Here is a 19139-nt window from a genome sequence, read left to right on the forward strand (position 1 = left end):
GAGAAGAACTTATTTTCTGGATAGCTCGAATTTTTAGGCGTATTCAGTGGGGCTTATAGGTTTTTTTTGCTTATTTTCGAAAAGTTTCGGATGCTAGTGCCCGATTTTGAAATGTACGTTTATCGGAATGGAAACTTTTCGAAACGATCGCTGCCCAGCTGGATATCGGCAATAGAGGCTGGCCGTAATAGAAACCCTAATCCACCTTCCCAAAAGGCAGTGGCTAACTATCTAAACATTGATGTAACAGGCAATTCAGCCTCGGTGAAACTTGAGTTGATGCGTGGTGGTAAAAAACTATTCACAGACTACCTCCTGCTTTATCGAATTAATGGCGAGTGGAAAATTGTGAGCAAAGCATTTCATAGTCATTAGGCTTTAAGTGCCAGCAATAGTAATAAGCCCTGCAAAGGGCTTTTTTGCTGATTTAATGACTTTTATCAGCAATTTATGCTGAACAACCTAAAATATTGATAGCGTATTCTGCAACCTTTTGTCTATACTTGGGTAAATTTACAGCGTAAACTTGTTATAATATTTATCCTATAGAACATTACTATGAGCAGACATCTTAAAATAAGGGATTTAACCCTCCGCGATGGACAGCAATCGCTTTTTGCTACCCGAATGCAACAGGTTGAGGTTGATAAAGTGCTGCCGCTATTCAAGCAGGCCGGCTTTTATGCCATGGAGGTTTGGGGTGGTGCTGTACCCGACTCTATTATGCGCTTTCTGGGTGAAAATCCTTGGAACAGGTTGGAGTCTATCAAGAAAGAGGTGGGTAACGCATCACTTCTAACTGCTCTGTCGCGAGGGCGTAACCTTTTTGGCTATAGCCCCTACCCCGAAAAGGTGATTGAGGGTTTTAATAGCAATGCCGTTAAGTCGGGTATAAGCATCATGCGTATTTTCGATTGCCTTAATGATACCGAGAATATAAAATCGACAATTAAGTACGTGAAGGAAGCAGGTGGAATGGCCGACTGTGCCGTTTGCTACACCATCGACCCCAAGATGCCAGAGAAGGAGGATCTTCGATCTAAACTTATGATAAAGGATCTCCCCGAGAAAATTTTTGATGTCGATTACTTCGTATCCAAGGCCAAGGAGTTGGAGGCTATGGGCGCCGATATGATCACCATTAAGGATATGGCTGGCTTGGCTTCTCCGCTCGAGACTACCAAAATCATTTCGAGGCTTAAGGAAACCCTAACAATTCCTATCGATTTTCATACCCACTGTACTCCCGGCTATGGGTTAGCCTCAACCTTTATGGCTATTGTAAGCGGTGCCGATATTGTTGACACCAACCTTCTGTTTTTCTCCGGAGGAAGCGCAGGCCCTTCGTATGAACTAGTATATCTCTTCTGTAAAAAGTTGGGAATTACGGTTGATGGTAACGTGGAGATAATTGCACAGCTAAACCGAATGCTTAAGGAGATAAGGGTAAACAGTTTGGCCGAGGTCGATAGCTACAAGCAAATTCCAATAGACTTTGACATTGCTAACGACACCTTGCCCGAATCCGTGGATACACTGTTTGCCGACGCCGTTCGCTTTGCCCAGGAGGGCAATGAGGAGAAACTTCTTGAGGTATGCCACGCCATTGAGCATCACTTCAATTTCCCAGCACCCGACGAGAGGGTTAAGAATGCTGAGATCCCTGGGGGGATGTACACCAATATGCTATCGCAGCTAAAAACCCTAGGGCTCGACCATCTGCTAAACCGAGTACTCGAGGTGGTTCCTGTGGTACGCCTCGATGCGGGCTGTCCACCGCTGGTAACCCCATCGAGCCAAATAGTAGGTGCCCAAGCGGTAAACTGTGTGCTCGATGAGAACGCAGGTAAACCATTTTACTCCAATATTTCCAATCAGTTCTTCAATCTGGTTAAGGGCGAGTATGGACAAACTCCAATAGCCATTGCTCCAGAGTTTCGTAAAAAGATTTGCGGGTTTAGAGAGGAGTCGCCCTACGATTTAAATAAGTATAAGTCGCCAGAAAACCCTGTTCTAAAAGAGTTTGGAAGTGTTAAGTTAGCTAAGGATGAGAAGGAGTATCTGCTGCTAGAGCTCTTCCCTGCGGTGGCAAAGGATTTTCTTTACAAGCAGCGACAGGCCGAGCATGAACTCCGCAGACAAAAGCGTAGGGCTGAAAAAGCCGAGGCTCGTAGTAAGATGAAGTTCAATGGTAAGCTGTTGATTCGCGACCTTACCTTACGCGATGGGCAGCAATCTATGCTGGCCACCCGTATGACAATCGATCAGGTGGAGCGAACTCTTCCGTTTTACAAAATGGCCGGATTCTTCGCCATGGAGGTATGGGGAGGTGCAGTTCCCGACAGCGTTATGCGCTATCTCAACGAGGATCCGTGGTATAGGCTTAGGGTAATAAAGGATTCCATTGGAAGTTCCAGCAAGCTAACGGCCCTGTCGCGTGGACGGAACCTATTCGGTTACGATCCCTATCCCGAAACGGTGATAGAAGGGTTTAACCGCGTTTCGGTGAAGGGTGGCATAGACATTATGCGCATTTTCGATTGCCTTAACGACCTTACCAATATGGCGAGCACTATTCGGTACGTTAAGGAAAATGGTGGGATGGCCGATTGTGCCGTTTGCTACACCGTGAACCCCAAATTCACTGCTAAGCAGAAGGCTATTGCATTTATCAAGCGAAATAAATTGCCCACCGATGTTTTCAGCATCGATTACTTTGTGACCAAAGCAAAGGAGTTGGAAGCTATGGGCGCCGATATGATCACCATTAAAGATATGGCTGGACTAATTACACCCGACGAGTCGGGTGAACTAATCCGCAGGTTGAAGGCGGAAGTGAAGCTGCCCATCGATTTTCATACCCATTGCACTCCTGGTTACGGGTTGGCCTCAACGCTTATGGCCATTGTGAATGGGGTTGATATTGTCGATACATCTATTCTAAACCTTGCCGGAGGGCCAGCAGCACCAGCATTTGAGATTGTGCAGCTGTTTGCCGATAAGTTGGGTCTCGACACTGGGGTTAATCTCGATGCTGTGGTGAAAATTAATGAGGAGTTGAAAACCATACGCAAGGAACTCGTAGAGTTCGATTCGTACAAGCAGTTCCCCATCGATTTTGATATCACTGCCGATGATCTGCCAGCTGATGTTGAAAAGCTATTTGATGATGCCATCGTCTACGCCAAGGCAAACCGAACCGACGAGCTGCTTGAAACCACTCTGGCAATTGAGGCTTGGTTTAACCTTGTGGCTCCCGATAGCCGTGTACGCGATGCCGAAATTCCCGGTGGTATGTACACCAATATGCTAGCTCAGCTTAGGCAGATGAAGATGGACGAGCTGCTACCCAAGGTGCTCGAAACAGTTCCGCTTGTCCGCATCGATGCAGGATGCCCACCGTTGGTTACCCCAACTAGCCAAATTGTAGGTGCTCAAGCGGTGAATTGCGTAGTGTCGCAGAACAAGGGCGAGGATATGTACTCAAATCTTTCCACACAGTTTAAAAATCTTGTAAAGGGGCTTTACGGAAAAACGCCTATATCCATCGATCCTGAATTTAGGGAGAAGATTTGTGGGGTACAGAATGAACGCCCCTTTGACTCGAGCAGCTACAAACCACAGGATAATCCAGTAATCCTTGAGGATTTTGGAGGCATTAAGTTGGCGGCAACCGAAGAGGAGGAGCTGTTGTTGGAGCTGTTCCCCAACGTGGCGCGTAACTTCCTTACCAATCGTAAGGAGACTGAGGTGGCTGAGTTAAAGCGACAAATTGAATTCGAACTTAACGCACACTCGGAGGAGAAGCGTAAGGAGTTTCTCAACCTAAGCGACGAGGAGAAGGCTGCTCGAATTCTGGATGGGCTTATGCATAATAATCTCGATCTATAGTCTATAGTCTTAATAAATTTAGATAGACCCATCCATTTTAGGGTGGGTCTTTTTTTTATTTCGGCTAAACATAAACCTTTTGATATCAGCCAAATCAAAAATAATAATGTAAATTTATTGCGCTAAAAAGAATATATTATTATGAAAAAGGAAAATACAAAAAAAGGCTTCGGTCGTAGAGATTTTTTTAAGATGCTAACCGTGGGAGGTATAGGCGCAGCAATGCTCCCCACCGCATCGCGCTTAGGGTTTGCCAGCACTCCTAAATCATCGGAAAAACCTAAAACTAATGTTGATGAAGCTTTAGCCTATCCTAGAGTGGAAAGTTCAATGCCGGGAAAGTATCCTGCCAAGGTGGTAAAGGTTGTTGACGAAACTTCTTACACCGACAGAAAGGTAAATAAGGATGCTGCCTACAAGATGATAGCCGAAGGGATGGTTGCTCTTACAGGTGCAGCAACTCTCAGCGAGGCGTGGTTGCAATTTGTTCAACCCGGCGAACGAATAGGGTTAAAGCTTAATCCCATCGGCGGTACTCTGCTGTCCACTTCGCATGAGGTGGTTGAGTCCGTTATTGAGCAGTTAAAGGAAGCAGGTATTTCTTTCAACGATATTATTATTTGGGACAGAAGGGAGTTTCAGCTGCATGAAGCTGGTTTTACCCCCGAAAGATACCCGGGCATTAAGATAGCAGGCACCGAGTGTAAAGATGCTGAGGGCTCTTTCTACGATTCTGAAGGCAAGCTCTATAGCGAGTCCCGAATCGATAAGGATTGGTACTATTGGGCCGAGGCCGAGATGGAGTACGATGCCTACACATTGCCATACATGGTGAACTCTGGCGAGTATTCCTACTTCACCAAAATACTTACCCAGGAGGTGGACAAGGTGATCAACATACCAATTCTTAAAAATGCCGGTGCCACGGTAACCCTATGCCTAAAGAATTTGGGCTTTGGGGTTATATCGAACACATCGCGGTTGCATAAGGACTTGTGGAACGAGACCATTGCCCAGGTGTGTGCTTTCCCTCCCGTACGCGATAAGGTTGTGCTAAACATTGCCGATGGAATTCTTGGATGCTACCAGGGTGGCCCAGGAGCCAATCCTCAATTTATCCTGCCCTACCACACCATACTGCTTGGTACAGATGCAGTGGCGGTCGATAGGGTTGGCTACGATATCGTTATTGATAAGCGTATCGAAAAGGGAGTTCAGCAGCAGGATACCGAAGCTGGAAAAACTTTCATGCGGATGGCCAAAGGCTATGGGTTGGGTGAGAGTGAAATTGAAAAAATTGATTTACAAACCTTAAACTTGACTTAGCATGTTAAGACCTTTTATGCTGTGTGCCTTTTTATCTTTTTTTCAGATGTTGACTTCTGCTCAGGATGCAGAAAAGTTAAGGTTAACCAGCAACGATCTTGAGGGAATGGAGGAGACGAGGTTCTCAGTATTCTCCGAAAATTCCTTGTGGGGCTATATCAATGGAGGGGCCGATATCTACCTTGAGTATGGATTTAAAGAGTTGGTAGCCCAAAACCTCGAGTGGCAGTCGGAGCCGTTTAAGGTTGAGGTATATATTATGGATAGCCCAATGGCAGCCTTTGGTATTTTTACCGTTTCACGCTTCTCATGCGAGGCAACGGGTAGGGTGAGTGAGTGGGACTGCGTAAACCCCTATCAGGTTCAAGTGGCGCACGGGAATATCTACTTGTCAATTGTAGCTTATAGCGGCACGGAAAGAAGTATGCAGCTGGCAACTCAAATAGCCAAAATGTTGGTTGAGAAATCTTATGCTAAACCCATAGCACTTCCAGAATTCTTGCTTACCAGTGATGTCAATTTTGTGCTACCCAGTGTTAAGTATATTACCGGACCACTAGCAATACAAAATGCGTATGCTACATTGGAGTTGCCATTTCATGGGCATGAAGGCTACAAGCTGTGGTTAGCGCCATATTCTTATAATGGCAACAAGTACGATATGTTGGTGGCCTACTTTAAGAACAATGCAGAGTGTGATGCCGTAAATCAACAAATTGTTAAGAACGATGGTTTTTATACCATTGTAAGTGGCGAAAAGCTTCTGATTGCGGTTGGTGAAGGTGTCGAAGAGGATAAAGGCCACATTAAGATGCTTAAGGAATTGCAAAGCAAGCTGTAATAAAAAAGGAGGCCCAACCAAAGCCTCCTTTTCCCAAAAACACGAAAAATGTTCAACCAAAAAATGAAAAAACTATGCATTTTCGAAAGTAATTGAAAATGCAAATTGCGTTTGCAAGTTACACCTTTTTTTATAATCAGCCACTTTTTTAAGAAGTAAAAATCTTTTCTCAGTTTTGATTATGGGTAACTAGTGCATAGAATTGCTTATAACCTTTTTAGAGCACAACCGTATTATTACTACATTACAGTATTCCGGAAAGTTTTCCTATTTTTATCTATGGCTAAATTTTACGTAACGTTACTTGCCCTCCTACTTTTGAGTGTCCAATCGGCACTCACAATTGATCTGGGCAGGCAGCCGTATAAAAATTTTACACATCGCGATTATTTGGGGCATCATCAGAACTGGGCTGTTGTTCAGGACAACCGCGGGTTTATTTACGTGGCCAATAATAATGGTGTTCTAGAGTACGATGGAAACAGCTGGAGAGTTATCTCAATCAATGGCTTGGTTACAAGGTGTCTTGATGTTGACGCATTTGGTAGGATTTGGGTTGGCGCGCAGGACAATTTCGGATACCTTACCCCCGATTCATCTGGCACACTCACCTTTCATTCGCTCAAATATTTAGTTGAGGAAACGTGCGCTTCGTTTGGTTTGGTAAGACAGGTATATGCTACTTCGCAAGGCGTGTTCTTTAGTACACATTCATGCATTATAAAAGTGGTAGGGAATGAGGTGTCGATATTTTTCCCTAACACATTATTCCACAGAACATACAGCGTTTTTGATCGAGTTTTCTCGGTGCAACCCGAGGTGGGGCTAACCATGGTTAGAGGCGACACTATGGAGCTTGTGCCTGCCGGGGAGCATTTTGCTAACTCTCGAATTTATGCCATGGTTCCCTACGATGAGAGAAATATTCTGGTTGCAACCCAATCCGAGGGGATGTTTTTGTACGATGTAACCTATATCGACGATCCTCTGAAGCATGATGCATCAAACTTTCTAGTACCCTTCAAAACCACTAACGATAAGTTTTTTGTTGATAATTGGGTGTACTGGGGCGAGGCGCTGGACAATGGTCGATTTGCCTTTGCCACCTACAGGGGAGGTGCTGTAGTAATTGATGCAAAGGGAGAGATTATTCAGCGTATTGGGAAATCCGAAGGTATTCAAGATGAAACGGTGTGGCACTTGGCTGCCGACAATCAGGATAATATTTGGCTTGCGCTCAATAATGGGGTTTCATTCACGGCAGTTAAATCCCCAATTACATCGTGGAACGAAAGTAATGCTCCACAGGGAGTGCTCCAGTCGTTAAAGAGGGTTGGCAACCAACTTTATGCAACCTCAAATGCAGGCGTTTTTATTTTTGATCAAGGTGCCTTTCGTCGGGTTCAAGGTGTTTTGGACCTATCATGGGATATTGTCCCTGTGGTTTCATCCGACGGCAGACAGTCCACTCTGGTTGCAACTGGTAGTGGTGTGTACTCTGTGCAAGGCGATAGAGCTCAGCTAATCGATAATGGTGAAATTCCAACTTTCGCCATATACCAATCGAAGCACAGTAAGGATATTCTTTATCTTGGCCTTTACGATGGCCTTGGGGTAGCAGAGTACAGGCGAGGCCGGTGGGTGTATATTGGTAAGTTTGATGGCGTTACAGGTAGGATATGGAGAGTTGAAGAGGACGTTAAGGGGGATGTTTGGTTTGTACATAGGTATGAGGGTGTTGTGAGGGGTAGGATTGATAACCCTTTAACCCTTAAATTCAATGATTTTGAACTCTACAATAACATTCCTTACAACCCACCTTTTGATGAGGATACGCGTTTAATGAGTTTAGATGAAAAATTGTTGCTCTCTGCACCTACTGGTCTGTACAGTTTCGATGAGTTTGAAAACAACTTTAGACCCGATTCATTGCTCGGGGGCGAGTATGCCGCTGGAGGTAGAGGGGTTAAGCTATTCACCGCCGATAAGTTTGGATACATTTGGTTCGAGACGTACATTAATTCGCACGTGCGGAGTATTACCCGGGCAAAGATATTGGATGATGGAACAGCAATAATTCTATCAGCAGAGCTCAACGAAATCCCTCAGATGTTATTCTCCTCTGTTGATACCGATGACGATGGTATTACCTGGATAGCAGGTTCAGATGGATTATATCGATTCGACCCCTCAGCAAGCATGAGGGGCATTAGAGCACCACGAACATTCATTCGTAAAGTAATTCTGGGCAATAATACTCTGTATGGCGGAGCATTTCCAAAGTTATGCCCCGATGGCTTTTATAGCTGTATCGATGATTTACAAAGTGAAGATCAGATACCCCATATACCCTTTGACTCAAATAGCATCGCGCTCCACTTTTCGTCACCAATGTTTGGGCAAGAGGGGAAGATGCAATACTCGCACATGCTCGAGGGGTTCGATTCCCACTGGTCACCATGGAGTTCCATCGACTATAAGGAGTATACAAATTTGCCTCACGGGCAATATACTTTCAAGGTTAAATCGATGAGTTTGTATGAGGTTGAGAGCCCTGTGGTGTTGTATTCATTTGTTATTGCTCGCCCTTGGTACAAGCATCCTCTGATGTACCTGTTATATATCCTTTTGGTGATTTTAATCGTAGCCATTTCGGTGGGAATTAAAACCAAGATGCTAAAGCTGTCGAATCAACGACTACAGGCACTGGTAGACGAACGAACCCGAGAGATACTTCTGCAGCAGAAAGATATTGTTATGAAGAATGAGGAGCTAATACTTCAGAAGGAAGAGATTGAGTCGCAGCGAGACGAGCTTGATCACCGCAACAAGCAAACTAAAGCAAGCATAGAGTATGCACAAACAATTCAGCAAGCCATACTTCCAACATTAGATTTGTTAAGTTCTTATTTTCATTGCTTCGTATTGTTTAGGCCTAAGGATGTTGTGTCGGGCGATTTTTATTGGTTCACTCAAGTGACCAATCCCGACGGTACACAAAAACAATTTGTTGCAGTTGTTGATTGTACTGGCCACGGAGTGCCTGGTGCTTTTATGAGTATGATTGGTAACAGGATGCTTAGCGAAATTGTGAATGAGCGAAGGATTTATAATCCTGCCACAATTCTGACCACCTTAAGCGATATGCTCAATAAGGTTCTTAAGCAGAATGCGAATGATAGCTTTGATGGAATGGATGTGAGCCTTTGCTCCATTGAGCAAATAACCAAGGAACGTTACCTGGTTACTTTTGCAGGAGCCAATAGGCCGCTAGCCTACCATCGACAAGGGGCGGCTAGCATAAGTGTAATAAGGGGCAACAGGAAGTCAATTGGCGGTATACTACCTAATATCGATGCCTCTTTTGAGAACCACCTAGTTGACTTGGTGGCCGGTGATACCCTTTTCCTTTTCACCGATGGGTTTAGCGATCAGAATAACAAGTTTGGCAAAAAGTTTACAACGCCCAAGTTGTACAGCTTACTAATGGCTTACATCAACGAGCCAATGAGTAGCATTGGCGTTGCCTTGGAGTCTGCGCTTGACGCGCACCGTGGCTCAGTTTCGCAACGTGATGATATTACCGTGGTAGGGTTACGCTTAAAGTAAAGCGTTCTCGATAGTTGGTAAAACCAAAAACGCACAGCTTTTTAGCTGTGCGTTTTTGGTTTTCATCAGGTTATGTTTACGCCTGATACTCTTTCACTATTTCTAACCCACGCTTAATCGCCTCAATATTCATTGGGATTAGGTGATGGTGCCTTTCGGGTAGCGATTTCTCAAGACCCTTTTCAACATTCTCCATCTTTACAATGGGCTTAAGCTTAAGGAAAGCACCCAGAACAATCATGTTGAATGTTTTAGCGCTTTGCATTTTGGTAGCCTCTTCGGCAGCCTCAACCCTGTATATCTTGATGTCCTTGCGCTCAGGATGACGGGTTATCCCATTGGGATCGTAAATAAGTACTCCACCGGGCTTAACCGATTTCTCAAACTTATCGAGCGACTGCTGGTTTAGGATAATGGCAGTGTCGAACTCCTGTAGAATGGGCGAACTAATCCGATTGTCGCTTAGTATCACCGTTACGTTTGCTGTTCCTCCACGCATTTCAGGCCCGTACGAGGGCATCCATGAAACTTCTTGGTCTTGCATAATTCCAGAGTAAGCAAGGATTTTTCCCATCGATAGTACACCTTGTCCTCCAAAACCGGCTATTATTATTTCTTCAGTCATAGTTTCAAAATTTTTAGTTGCTTATTAACCTTTCAAATCGCCTAGAGGATAGTAGGGGAACATATTCTCAACCATCCACTCGTTTGATTTTACGGGGTTGAGTTTCCATCCCGAGCTACAGGTCGAAACCACCTCAACGAACTGAGTTCCTTTCTTTTCCCCAATGTTTTGGAAAGCCTTAAGGATTGCCTTTTTGCATTTGCGCACCGCTGCAGGTGTGTGAACCGCCTGGCGGGTTACGTACTCTGTGCCAGGTATCTGGGCAATAAGCTCGGTTATTCTTAAGGGCTGGCCTGTCATCTTCACATCGCGTCCATAGGGTGAGGTTGAAGTGGGCATCCCCTCAAGGGTTGTGGGAGCCATCTGGCCACCAGTCATACCGTAAATACCATTGTTGATAAATATAACCACGATATTTTCGCCACGGTTGCAGGCGTGAATAATTTCAGCTGTACCAATGGAGGCCAGGTCGCCGTCGCCCTGATAGGTGAAAACGTACTTCTCTGGTTTAAGCCTAGCAATGGCAGTGGCAACGGCAGGTGCTCTGCCGTGAGCGGCCTCGTGCCAATCAACACTTAGGTAGTTGTAGGCTAGCACGGAGCATCCTACAGGCGAAACCGCAATGGTTTGCTCCTGGATGTCCATCTCCTCAATAACCTCGGCAATCAATTTATGAACTACACCATGGCTGCAGCCAGGGCAGTAGTGCATAACCTTGTCGGTTAGTATACTCGACTTTTTGTATACCAGGTTTTCTGGCTTGATAATATCTTTTACGTCCATGACTACTTCGCTTTAATGATTTTTTCTTCAAGTGCAGTAACTACCTCGTTAGGAGTGGGGATCATTCCACCCAAACGGCCGTAGTGTTCAACGGGTACTTTGCCATTTACGGCAAGGCGAACGTCCTCAACCATTTGGCCAGCGCTCATCTCAACAGCAAGGAATCCCTTCACACGGTTTGCCATCTCCTGAATAACCTTGGTGGGGTAGGGGAATAGGGTGATAGGACGAAGTAGTCCAACCTTAATTCCTTTTTCACGAGCAATGGTTACCGCCTTTTGGCTAATTCGGCTCGACGATCCGTAGGCAACGATAATGTAATCAGCGTCGTCGCACTCAATGGCTTCGTAGCGTACCTCATTTTCCTTAATGGTATTGTACTTGGCAATAAGCTTATGGTTAAACTGCTCCTGGCGGCCGCTGTCTAGTTCTAACGATGTGATTACGTTGTAGTCACGATCGGCCGATTTACCTGTAGTTGCCCACGTACCATGCATTTTCTTAATCTCCTCGTCGGTCCAGCGGGGTTTGTAGTCGCTAAGCTTAACCTTCTCCATCATCTGGCCAATAACACCATCGGTCAGGATCATTACGGGGTTGCGGTATTTGAATCCAAGCTCAAACCCAAGCTCAACAAAGTCGTTCATTTCCTGAACCGATGCTGGAGCAAGCACAATTAGGTGATAATCGCCGTGTCCACCCCCTTTTACTGACTGGAAGTAGTCGCTCTGTGCAGGTTGTATAGTACCTAGCCCGGGGCCTCCCCTAACTACGTTTACAACCAAGCAGGGTAGCTCTGCCCCTGCAATGTAGGTTAAACCTTCCTGCTTTAGGCTGATACCGGGGCTCGACGATGAGGTCATAACCTTCTTGCCGCATCCTGCACCACCGTATACCATATTGATTGCTGCCACTTCGCTCTCGGCCTGTAGAACTACCATTCCGGTTTCTTCCCAGGGCTTACGGAGCATTAGGGTCTCCATAACTTCTGACTGAGGGGTAATGGGGTAGCCAAAGTATCCATCGCATCCGCAACGGATAGCTGCCTCGGCAATCACTTCATTCCCTTTCATTAGTCTGTATTCTGCCATCTTAAGAAATATTTTTAGTTATTAACACTGTTAGCAGGCTAGGCTTAGGCTTCAACCTTAACCTTGTAAACCTCAATAACGCTATCGGGACAAACAAGCCCACAATTTGCGCAACCTATGCAAGCATCGGGGTTGGCCATGTATGCATAGTTATATCCTTTCCCGTTTACCTCACGGGCTAGCGCCAGCACGCTGGTGGGACATGCCACAACGCAAAGGTTGCATCCCTTGCATTTCTCCACATCCACCTGAACTGCTCCTTTAATTTTTGCCATATTCTTATTGTGTTTAGGTATGATTACTTATGCGTAATTATGATGATTGTAGCTTTAAAAAGTTTATTCTACGATTATGCCGGGTGGTTCTCGCGAAACATCTTTAGCCTATGCTCCAGGTCGGCAAACTGGCTCTCGTGGGTTTGCGACACGCAAGCCCTTAGCCCCTCTGTGCGCTCGCTGCCGGTTATGGCCAGCGAAATGGCGCTAATGCCATAGTACACTAGCTCTTCAATAAGCTCTTCGCCCGTTAGGCCTGGGTACGAGATGGTGAAGTAAAAACCATCGGCAAGGGGCTTGTCTTCGTCCATATCGTATACAATCTTAAACCCATTATCGGTGAAAAGTTTCTTCATTGTTCGAGCTCTTTCACCATATGTTCGCACGGCCTCCACAAAGTTAAACTCACCATCGTTGGCAGCCTTAAGCATAGCCGCAAGGCCGTACTGGGCCGAGTGCGATGTTCCAGACGATAAGGAGTATACGGCGCCATAAATCATGGCGTAGCCAAACTCGTCGGACGAGAAGAATCGTTTCAAGTCGGGGTACCTGCGGCTAAAAAGTTTGTTGCTGATTACCATGCTTCCTATGCGTTGTCCGGCATAGCTAAATGCCTTAGAACTGGAGATAAGCATGAGCCAGTTGTCGGTGTAGTTGGCCACGGTATCTTGGTATGGTGGTACTCCTGGTTTCGATAGATCCTTGCGGAAATCCATAGCAAAGTATGCCAAATCCTCAATGACAACAGTGTCGTACTGAGTGGCCAATTTACCAATGGTTTCGAGTTCTTTCTCGGTAAAGCAAATCCACGAGGGGTTGTTTGGGTTTGAGTAAAGGATTGTGCTAATGTTGCCCTTTTTAAGGTAACTCTCGAGTTTCTCCTTAAGCTTGTCGCCTCTGTAGTTGTACACATCAAATGTTTCGTGCTTCATCCCAAGCACTTTGAGCTGCTGCTTTTGAACTGGGAATCCGGGATCGATGAATAGGACGGTATCCTTTTGGGCATTGCATCTATTCGCAATAAGGAATGCGGCCATTCCCCCTTGCATCGAACCCACGGTGGGGATGCAGCACTTCTCGTCAACATCAATGTTGATGAAGTTTTTTACAAATCGCGAGATCTCCTTCTTTAGCGCTGGTACTCCGTCAATCATTGGGTATAGCTGGGCAACACCATTGCGAAGCGCTTCAATCTCGGCCTCAACACCTACCTTGGCGGGCTCAAGACCTGGAACGCCCATCTCCATTCTGATGTATTTTTGGCCTGTGGCTTTTTCTATCTCATTTACCAGCTTTACAATCTCTCTTATGGTGGCTTTGCCAACGCTGGGCAGCCCAGACTCCTTAATCTTTTGCTTTACAATCTCGTATGGTATGGGTGTGTTCATTGCCTTTTGTATTTGTTATTCCGTTGTTAATCTTACTATTATGGTTGTGATAAGCCAAAATTATCGTTACGGTTTTCCTGCAATAATTCAAAAGACAATTTTATGAAAGATTTCTATAAATTAAAAGCATTTTAATGCTATTTAATAACAGATTGTTACCTTTTAGGTATATTTAGAATGATTTTAAGGAGAAATGACGGTATTTAGTAACAAATGGTATTTTTTCGGTGGGTCAAAATGGAGTTTAGTACAATGGTTTGACGAAAAAACAAAGGCTATTCATAGTTTGAATAGCCTTTGTTCTGAGGTGTTAAGCAAAAAGCCTTTTTAATTCCTCGGCCCAGCTTGCTATGCGCTGGTCGGTTAGGTCTGGCTCAAAATCTTCGTCAATGGGCAGCCCAATGAACTGATTGTCGATAACTGCCTCCGAATCGGTGAAGTTGTACTGCGAGGTGGGGACTTGTCCAACAATTTTGGCTCCCTTGGCAAGCATTATGTTAGCGATAACGCCCATAGCATCAACAAAGTTTGCTGCGTAGGTCACCGAGTCGCCCAACCCGAAAAGGGCAAAGGTTTTTCCTGCGTAGTTTATTTTCTCAATTTCTGGACGGAAAAGATCCCAGTCCTCCTTGGTGCGATCAGCATCCCATGTCTCTTTGCCAATGGTTGAGCAACCTAGGATAAGGTTTTCGTATTTGTCTAAATCGCTTGCCTTGCTACTTTTAATAGGTATAAGGTCGGCATTGTCTTGGCCAAAGGCCTGCTGAAGCCTTTGGGCTACATTCTCGGTTTTACCTCCTGTGGGGCCGTAAAAAATTCCAACTTTCTTTTTCATATTCAATGTTTTTATGTAGTTCGTTTATTTAGCTTACTTAATCCAGAGCCTTACAAATATACTAAATTTGGGAAGATTAAACATTGGTTTGCTTCAACATTGTGTGCTGGTATGGCTAACCGTCTAGCTCAAAGCGAGCTAGTTTTCTATAGGTCCAGTTCGGAACAATCGAGACAATGACTCCGATACTTCTTGGTGCACCCATTCCCAACGCATACAAATTAGGATGATGAGTATAATTACTGTTCCCAGCAGAAAGAGCTCCGTTGCTGTACGGTTTTTAAACCAGTTTACTAGCGTCTTCATCTATTTGATGTGTTTTAACTACTACCTATTTACTACGTAGTGCCGCTACCGAGAGCAGTACCCCAAGCACAATGCCTAGGAAAGCTGCAAACAGCACCCTAAAATCGGCAGGGAGGAGAAAGGTAACTGTATGGGCAGGTATCCAGAAGAATGGGATGGTTTTTTTGAAAACGAAATCCCACTGCACCCTCCAGTTTAGGCCGGCCATAATTTGTCCCATTTGTATTGGGCGGAACAGCCCAGCTACAGTTCCCCCGTTATTCGCAATGTGCGTGTCGGTAATTTTATGTAGCGTCATCATCACCGGAGCGTAAATAAGGTTAAGCGCCGAGCTGATGCAGAATGCAACAAGCACTTTGCCCATAGTAAAATCCCCATCAAGCAATGCCCTTGCGTTCTCAATACCCATGTAGTTGAGGAACGTCACGGTGCCGCTATTAAATATTATAAACGCCATATTGATGGTTAACCCTAAAAATCCCCAAACAATGGCTCTGGGAATTATGCCAAAACCGGGCTGGTTGTAGTTGCCGGTTCTTATCCGTAGCCCTATCATCTCGCCAAAAGTTGCTAGTATGGCAAACTTTATAAAGCTCATCACCATTCCGTGTGAGGCATTAAAATCGACATACGCATTGTAAACCGATGGGAATATAAAGAAAGGGGCAAGCACTATCGCAACGAGCGCTATTACCAGGATATCCTTTTTGTTCATCTTAGTACATTAAATGAGATCTTTACTACTACTTTTCAATCCTTATTCTTGCATCTACCGCAACCACTCTGTCCTTGCGGCCAAGTAGTGGGTTTAGATCCATCTCGAAAATCTCTGGAGCAATGGTTACCAGCGCCGATACTCGGGTTACGATCTCGGCCAGGTGCTGCTCGTTAACGGGCTCCTGCCCACGAACACCCTGTAAAATCTTGTAACTTTTTAGGCGATGAATTAGGTCGAGCGCCTCGCTCTGGGCAATAGGGGTAATTCCTGCATTTACATCCTTTAGCACCTCGATGAAAATGCCACCAAGCCCGCAAAGCACCATGTGCCCAAACTTATCCTCGCGCTTGGCGCCAACAAATAGTTCAACCCCGCTAAGCATTGGCTGTATAAGGATAGCTGTGGTGTCCTTAATCTTAATCATCCTTTCGAATTCGTTCGCAACAGCCTCGGGGGTTTTAACGTTAAGTACCACGCCACCCACATCGGACTTGTGCACGGGGCCAACCACCTTCATCACCACGGGGTAGCCAAGATCAGACGCAGCTTTTTTTGCATCTTCGGCCGATGTAACCACGGCCTCTCCAGCGCGGGTTATGCCTGCGGCATCGAGAAGCTGCTGTACCTTGTCGGGCATTAGGTAGCCGTTATCTGCACCATCAATAATGCTGCGAATGGTTTTCTCATCAACCTTTGGTGTTTCAATGTTTTCGGGCTGTGGGGCAGGGGTGTGGTATACCTTTGCCAGCGCATTGCCAAATACCACCTCGTCGGGGAAGTTTACCCGCCCCTTGGCAAGGAAATGCTCAATCTCGTCCTTTACGTTGATGATGGAGGGCAGTATGGGGTAGATGGGTTTCTTGCACTCGTTCATCTTCTCATGAAGCAAATCGTACACATCGTAAACGGGGAAAAGCCCAGGGCTGCCAAAGATAACTGCCATGGCATCAACATTGTCGAAATCGTTCTCGCAGGCATCAATTATATGTCCAAGCTGTTCGGCAGTTCCGGTTGCAAGGAAGTCGATGGGGTTGGCAACCGATGAGCCGGGGAATAACTTCTCGAGAAGAGCATCGGCTTTAGGGCCACTTATTGGGGGAACCTCAAGCTTGTTGTTCGATAGGGAGTCGGTGAGCATAACGGCTGGGCCACCAGCGTGAGTTATTATGGCAACCCTTTTCCCGGTGAGCTCGGGGTGCATAAATATGCCAGCTACAGTAGCCAGTTCTTCCCTGCCGTTGCAGCGAACAATACCCGCTTTGCGGAAAAGGGCATCAACAGCCACATCGTTGCTTGCCAATGCTCCTGTATGCGAGCTCGCTGCGCGGCTACCCGCCTCGGAGCCCCCACTCTTGATGGCCGCAATTTTGCACCCTTTGCTAATAAGCGACGAGGCGTGCTTTAGCAGCATTTGGGGTTTGTTAATACTCTCAACGTATAGCAGCTTTATGCGTGAGCTGGTGGCGGGGTCAAAGTTCTCGTCCATATCCTTAAGGATATCCTCAACGCCCATTTGAGCGCTATTGCCCACGCTGTACACCGATGCGAAGGTTAATCCTTTGGGCATACCTGCTTCCATTATGAACACAGCCGTTGCACCCGATCCTGAGATGAAATCGACACCCTTGGGGTCGAGTCTAGGTACTGGCGTGGTGAAAACGCCAGCGTAGTTCGAGTTCATTACGCCAATACAGTTAGGTCCAATTAGGCTCCCATTTACAGAGTTTATTGTGTCTACAATCTCCTGCTCTAGCTTGGCCCCCTCCTCGCTCTCCTCGTGGAATCCAGCCGATAGGATTATGAATGCGCGAGTTTCCTTCTCCTCGGCAAGAGTTTTCACGGTTTGGGGACAGAATTTTGCTGCGATGGCAATGATGGCAAGATCAACGCTAGGTAGGCTCTCCACGTTCTTGTTGCAGGTGATTCCTTGCACCACATCGGCCTTGGGGTTAACCACGTAAAGATTTCCTTTATAGTTATTATCTATAAGGTTTTTTAAAACTTTACCACCTGGTTTCTGGACATCATCCGATCCGCCAATAACCACTATGCTTTTGGGATCTGTAAGCTGCTTGGTAATCATATTGTAATGTATTTTAGCGTTTTATGTTTAGTTGTATTCGGCTTTTTTAATGTGGCTCAAAATCGGGAACAAACTTACGAAAAGTTTTTTCAAGCCTATACCTTCATTATAATGCTATAAAACTTCTTCGTTGGAAATTTGGTGTGAAACTATCGTTGTATATTTGCTGCAAATTTTTACTTATTTTTTAGAGGATGAACGTGATTGAGGGAATTCTGCAAAAGGATGGTTTAGCTCGCCAAGATATTATTCTGCTGCTGCAAGCTAATGCCGATGAAAGGAATAAGCTTTACGCAAAGGCCGCAGAGGTGAAAGAGAAGTATGTTGGCCGCAAGGTTTATTTCCGTGGCCTTATCGAGATGTCGAACATATGCAGTAAGAACTGTTTTTACTGTGGTATAAGGGCGGGGAATTTCAATACTCACCGATATAACCTTTCCGATGATGAGGTGGTTGAGGCGGCAAGATACGCATGGGATAATAAGTATGCTAGCTTGGCAATTCAAACGGGCGAAGTGTCGAACCGGGCTTTTACCGAACGGATATCGAACCTTTTAAATCGCATACATAGCGAGACCAATGGTGAGCTGGGCATAACCCTCTCTATGGGAGAGCAAACCGAGGAAACTTATAAGAAATGGTTCGAGTGTGGTGCATCAAGGTATTTGTTGCGTATCGAGTCGACCAATAGAGATTTGTATGCCAAGCTTCATCCAAACAACAAGGCTCACGATTTCGACAAAAGGGTTGAGTGCCTAAACGCCCTAAAGCGAGTTGGGTATCAGGTGGGAACAGGCGTTATGATTGGGCTACCGTTTCAAACCATCGAAAACCTTGCCGACGATTTGCTGTGGATACAGAAGATGGATATTGATATGGTGGGTATGGGGCCATACATTGAGCACCCCGATACTCCGCTATACAAGTTCAAGGACATGCTGCTGCCTATGGAGGAGCGTTTTAACCTTGCGCTTAAAATGATTGCTATTCTGAGAATACTGATGAAGGACATAAACATTGCAGCGCCCACTGCCCTTCAGGCCATCGATAAGCTGGGCCGCGAGAAGGGTATTAAGGTGGGCGCCAACGTGGTGATGCCCAACATAACCCCAGGGCTATATCGCAACGATTACAAGCTATACGACAATAAGCCATGCGTTGACGATGCCGTTGACGACTGTAAGAATTGCCTCGAAGCGCGTATTCAGCTAACTGGCGATACCATAGGCTATGGCGAACAGGGTAATTCCAAACATTACGCCAATAGGATGAGCAAAGGGTAGTGTTACCCCAGTTCACCGACCTATTTCCCAGTTTTACCGATTTTCTATTCCAAATACATTGTGGGTACGATATCTTTGTTCCGTA

General features: G+C 45.6%; 15 protein-coding genes. 6 read left to right on the forward strand and 9 right to left on the reverse strand.

What is annotated here, in order from left to right:
- Nucleotides 1–66 precede the first annotated feature (66 nt).
- From G8O23_RS00005 to G8O23_RS00030, 5 genes are all read left to right on the forward strand, one after another.
- Nucleotides 67–375, forward strand: a complete 309-nt coding sequence (locus tag G8O23_RS00005; RefSeq protein WP_166360429.1) for a nuclear transport factor 2 family protein — start codon at nucleotides 67–69, stop codon at nucleotides 373–375.
- A gap of 183 nt (nucleotides 376–558) precedes the next feature.
- Nucleotides 559–3891: a hypothetical protein gene (locus G8O23_RS17350; RefSeq protein ID WP_235942224.1), complete on the forward strand. Its 3333-nt coding sequence runs from the start codon at nucleotides 559–561 to the stop codon at nucleotides 3889–3891.
- 141 nt (nucleotides 3892–4032) lie between these two features.
- Entirely contained in the window at nucleotides 4033–5217 is a 1185-nt protein-coding gene (locus tag G8O23_RS00020) for a DUF362 domain-containing protein (RefSeq protein ID WP_166360431.1), read from the forward strand.
- A 1-nt stretch (nucleotide 5218) separates the two neighbouring features.
- A complete protein-coding gene (locus tag G8O23_RS00025) occupies nucleotides 5219–6058 on the forward strand; it encodes a DUF6599 family protein (RefSeq protein ID WP_166360433.1) in 840 nt (279 codons plus the stop codon).
- Between the two features lie 279 nt (nucleotides 6059–6337).
- Nucleotides 6338–9667, forward strand: a complete 3330-nt coding sequence (locus tag G8O23_RS00030) for a SpoIIE family protein phosphatase (RefSeq protein ID WP_166360435.1) — start codon at nucleotides 6338–6340, stop codon at nucleotides 9665–9667.
- A 76-nt stretch (nucleotides 9668–9743) separates the two neighbouring features.
- Here the strand turns inward: G8O23_RS00030 and G8O23_RS00035 are convergent, their stop codons facing one another.
- From G8O23_RS00035 to G8O23_RS00075, 9 genes are all read right to left on the reverse strand, one after another.
- Nucleotides 9744–10292 carry a 2-oxoacid:acceptor oxidoreductase family protein gene (locus G8O23_RS00035; RefSeq protein WP_166360437.1) on the reverse strand — a complete coding sequence of 183 codons (549 nt, stop codon included), beginning with the start codon at nucleotides 10290–10292 and terminating at the stop codon, nucleotides 9744–9746.
- Nucleotides 10293–10316: 24 nt separating this feature from the next.
- Entirely contained in the window at nucleotides 10317–11075 is a 759-nt protein-coding gene (locus G8O23_RS00040; RefSeq protein WP_166360439.1) for a thiamine pyrophosphate-dependent enzyme, read from the reverse strand.
- 2 nt (nucleotides 11076–11077) lie between these two features.
- Nucleotides 11078–12166 (reverse strand): 3-methyl-2-oxobutanoate dehydrogenase subunit VorB, encoded by a 1089-nt coding sequence (locus G8O23_RS00045; RefSeq protein ID WP_166360441.1) that lies wholly within the window; start codon nucleotides 12164–12166, stop codon nucleotides 11078–11080.
- Nucleotides 12167–12210: 44 nt separating this feature from the next.
- A complete protein-coding gene (locus tag G8O23_RS00050) occupies nucleotides 12211–12441 on the reverse strand; it encodes a 4Fe-4S binding protein (protein WP_166360443.1) in 231 nt (76 codons plus the stop codon).
- A gap of 74 nt (nucleotides 12442–12515) precedes the next feature.
- Nucleotides 12516–13829, reverse strand: coding sequence for an aminotransferase class I/II-fold pyridoxal phosphate-dependent enzyme (locus G8O23_RS00055; RefSeq protein WP_166360445.1), 1314 nt, complete (start codon nucleotides 13827–13829; stop codon nucleotides 12516–12518).
- 310 nt (nucleotides 13830–14139) lie between these two features.
- Nucleotides 14140–14664 carry a flavodoxin gene (locus tag G8O23_RS00060; RefSeq protein WP_166360447.1) on the reverse strand — a complete coding sequence of 175 codons (525 nt, stop codon included), beginning with the start codon at nucleotides 14662–14664 and terminating at the stop codon, nucleotides 14140–14142.
- A gap of 138 nt (nucleotides 14665–14802) precedes the next feature.
- The gene (locus G8O23_RS00065; RefSeq protein ID WP_166360449.1) at nucleotides 14803–14970 is read right to left on the reverse strand and encodes a hypothetical protein; all 168 of its coding nucleotides are present in this window, start codon (nucleotides 14968–14970) and stop codon (nucleotides 14803–14805) included.
- Between the two features lie 25 nt (nucleotides 14971–14995).
- Complete coding sequence (locus G8O23_RS00070; RefSeq protein ID WP_166360451.1) at nucleotides 14996–15685, reverse strand: Mpv17/PMP22 family protein; 690 nt, start codon at nucleotides 15683–15685, stop codon at nucleotides 14996–14998.
- A gap of 28 nt (nucleotides 15686–15713) precedes the next feature.
- On the reverse strand, nucleotides 15714–17771 hold the full coding sequence (locus G8O23_RS00075; protein WP_166360453.1) for an acetate--CoA ligase family protein: 2058 nt from the start codon (nucleotides 17769–17771) through the stop codon (nucleotides 15714–15716).
- Between the two features lie 194 nt (nucleotides 17772–17965).
- On the opposite strand from G8O23_RS00075, the gene hydE reads away from it, so the two are divergent.
- Complete coding sequence (gene hydE / locus G8O23_RS00080) at nucleotides 17966–19054, forward strand: [FeFe] hydrogenase H-cluster radical SAM maturase HydE (RefSeq protein WP_166360455.1); 1089 nt, start codon at nucleotides 17966–17968, stop codon at nucleotides 19052–19054.
- Nucleotides 19055–19139 lie beyond the last annotated feature (85 nt).

Source organism: Perlabentimonas gracilis (assembly GCF_011174675.1).
GTDB classification, from domain to species: Bacteria; Bacteroidota; Bacteroidia; order Bacteroidales; family Tenuifilaceae; genus Perlabentimonas; species Perlabentimonas gracilis.

Excerpts from the sequence above, each read along its gene's own strand:
- G8O23_RS17350 (WP_235942224.1), top strand. The coding sequence starts at position 559 with ATGAGCAGACATCTTAAAATAAGGGATTTAACCCTCCGCGATGGACAG.
- G8O23_RS00020 (WP_166360431.1), top strand. The coding sequence starts at position 4,033 with ATGAAAAAGGAAAATACAAAAAAAGGCTTCGGTCGTAGAGATTTTTTT.
- G8O23_RS00025 (WP_166360433.1), top strand. The coding sequence starts at position 5,219 with ATGTTAAGACCTTTTATGCTGTGTGCCTTTTTATCTTTTTTTCAGATG.
- G8O23_RS00030 (WP_166360435.1), top strand. The coding sequence starts at position 6,338 with ATGGCTAAATTTTACGTAACGTTACTTGCCCTCCTACTTTTGAGTGTC.
- G8O23_RS00035 (WP_166360437.1), bottom strand. The coding sequence starts at position 10,292 with ATGACTGAAGAAATAATAATAGCCGGTTTTGGAGGACAAGGTGTACTA.
- G8O23_RS00040 (WP_166360439.1), bottom strand. The coding sequence starts at position 11,075 with ATGGACGTAAAAGATATTATCAAGCCAGAAAACCTGGTATACAAAAAG.
- G8O23_RS00045 (WP_166360441.1), bottom strand. The coding sequence starts at position 12,166 with ATGGCAGAATACAGACTAATGAAAGGGAATGAAGTGATTGCCGAGGCA.
- G8O23_RS00050 (WP_166360443.1), bottom strand. The coding sequence starts at position 12,441 with ATGGCAAAAATTAAAGGAGCAGTTCAGGTGGATGTGGAGAAATGCAAG.
- G8O23_RS00055 (WP_166360445.1), bottom strand. The coding sequence starts at position 13,829 with ATGAACACACCCATACCATACGAGATTGTAAAGCAAAAGATTAAGGAG.
- G8O23_RS00060 (WP_166360447.1), bottom strand. The coding sequence starts at position 14,664 with ATGAAAAAGAAAGTTGGAATTTTTTACGGCCCCACAGGAGGTAAAACC.
- G8O23_RS00065 (WP_166360449.1), bottom strand. The coding sequence starts at position 14,970 with ATGAAGACGCTAGTAAACTGGTTTAAAAACCGTACAGCAACGGAGCTC.
- G8O23_RS00070 (WP_166360451.1), bottom strand. The coding sequence starts at position 15,685 with ATGAACAAAAAGGATATCCTGGTAATAGCGCTCGTTGCGATAGTGCTT.
- G8O23_RS00075 (WP_166360453.1), bottom strand. The coding sequence starts at position 17,771 with ATGATTACCAAGCAGCTTACAGATCCCAAAAGCATAGTGGTTATTGGC.
- hydE (WP_166360455.1), top strand. The coding sequence starts at position 17,966 with ATGAACGTGATTGAGGGAATTCTGCAAAAGGATGGTTTAGCTCGCCAA.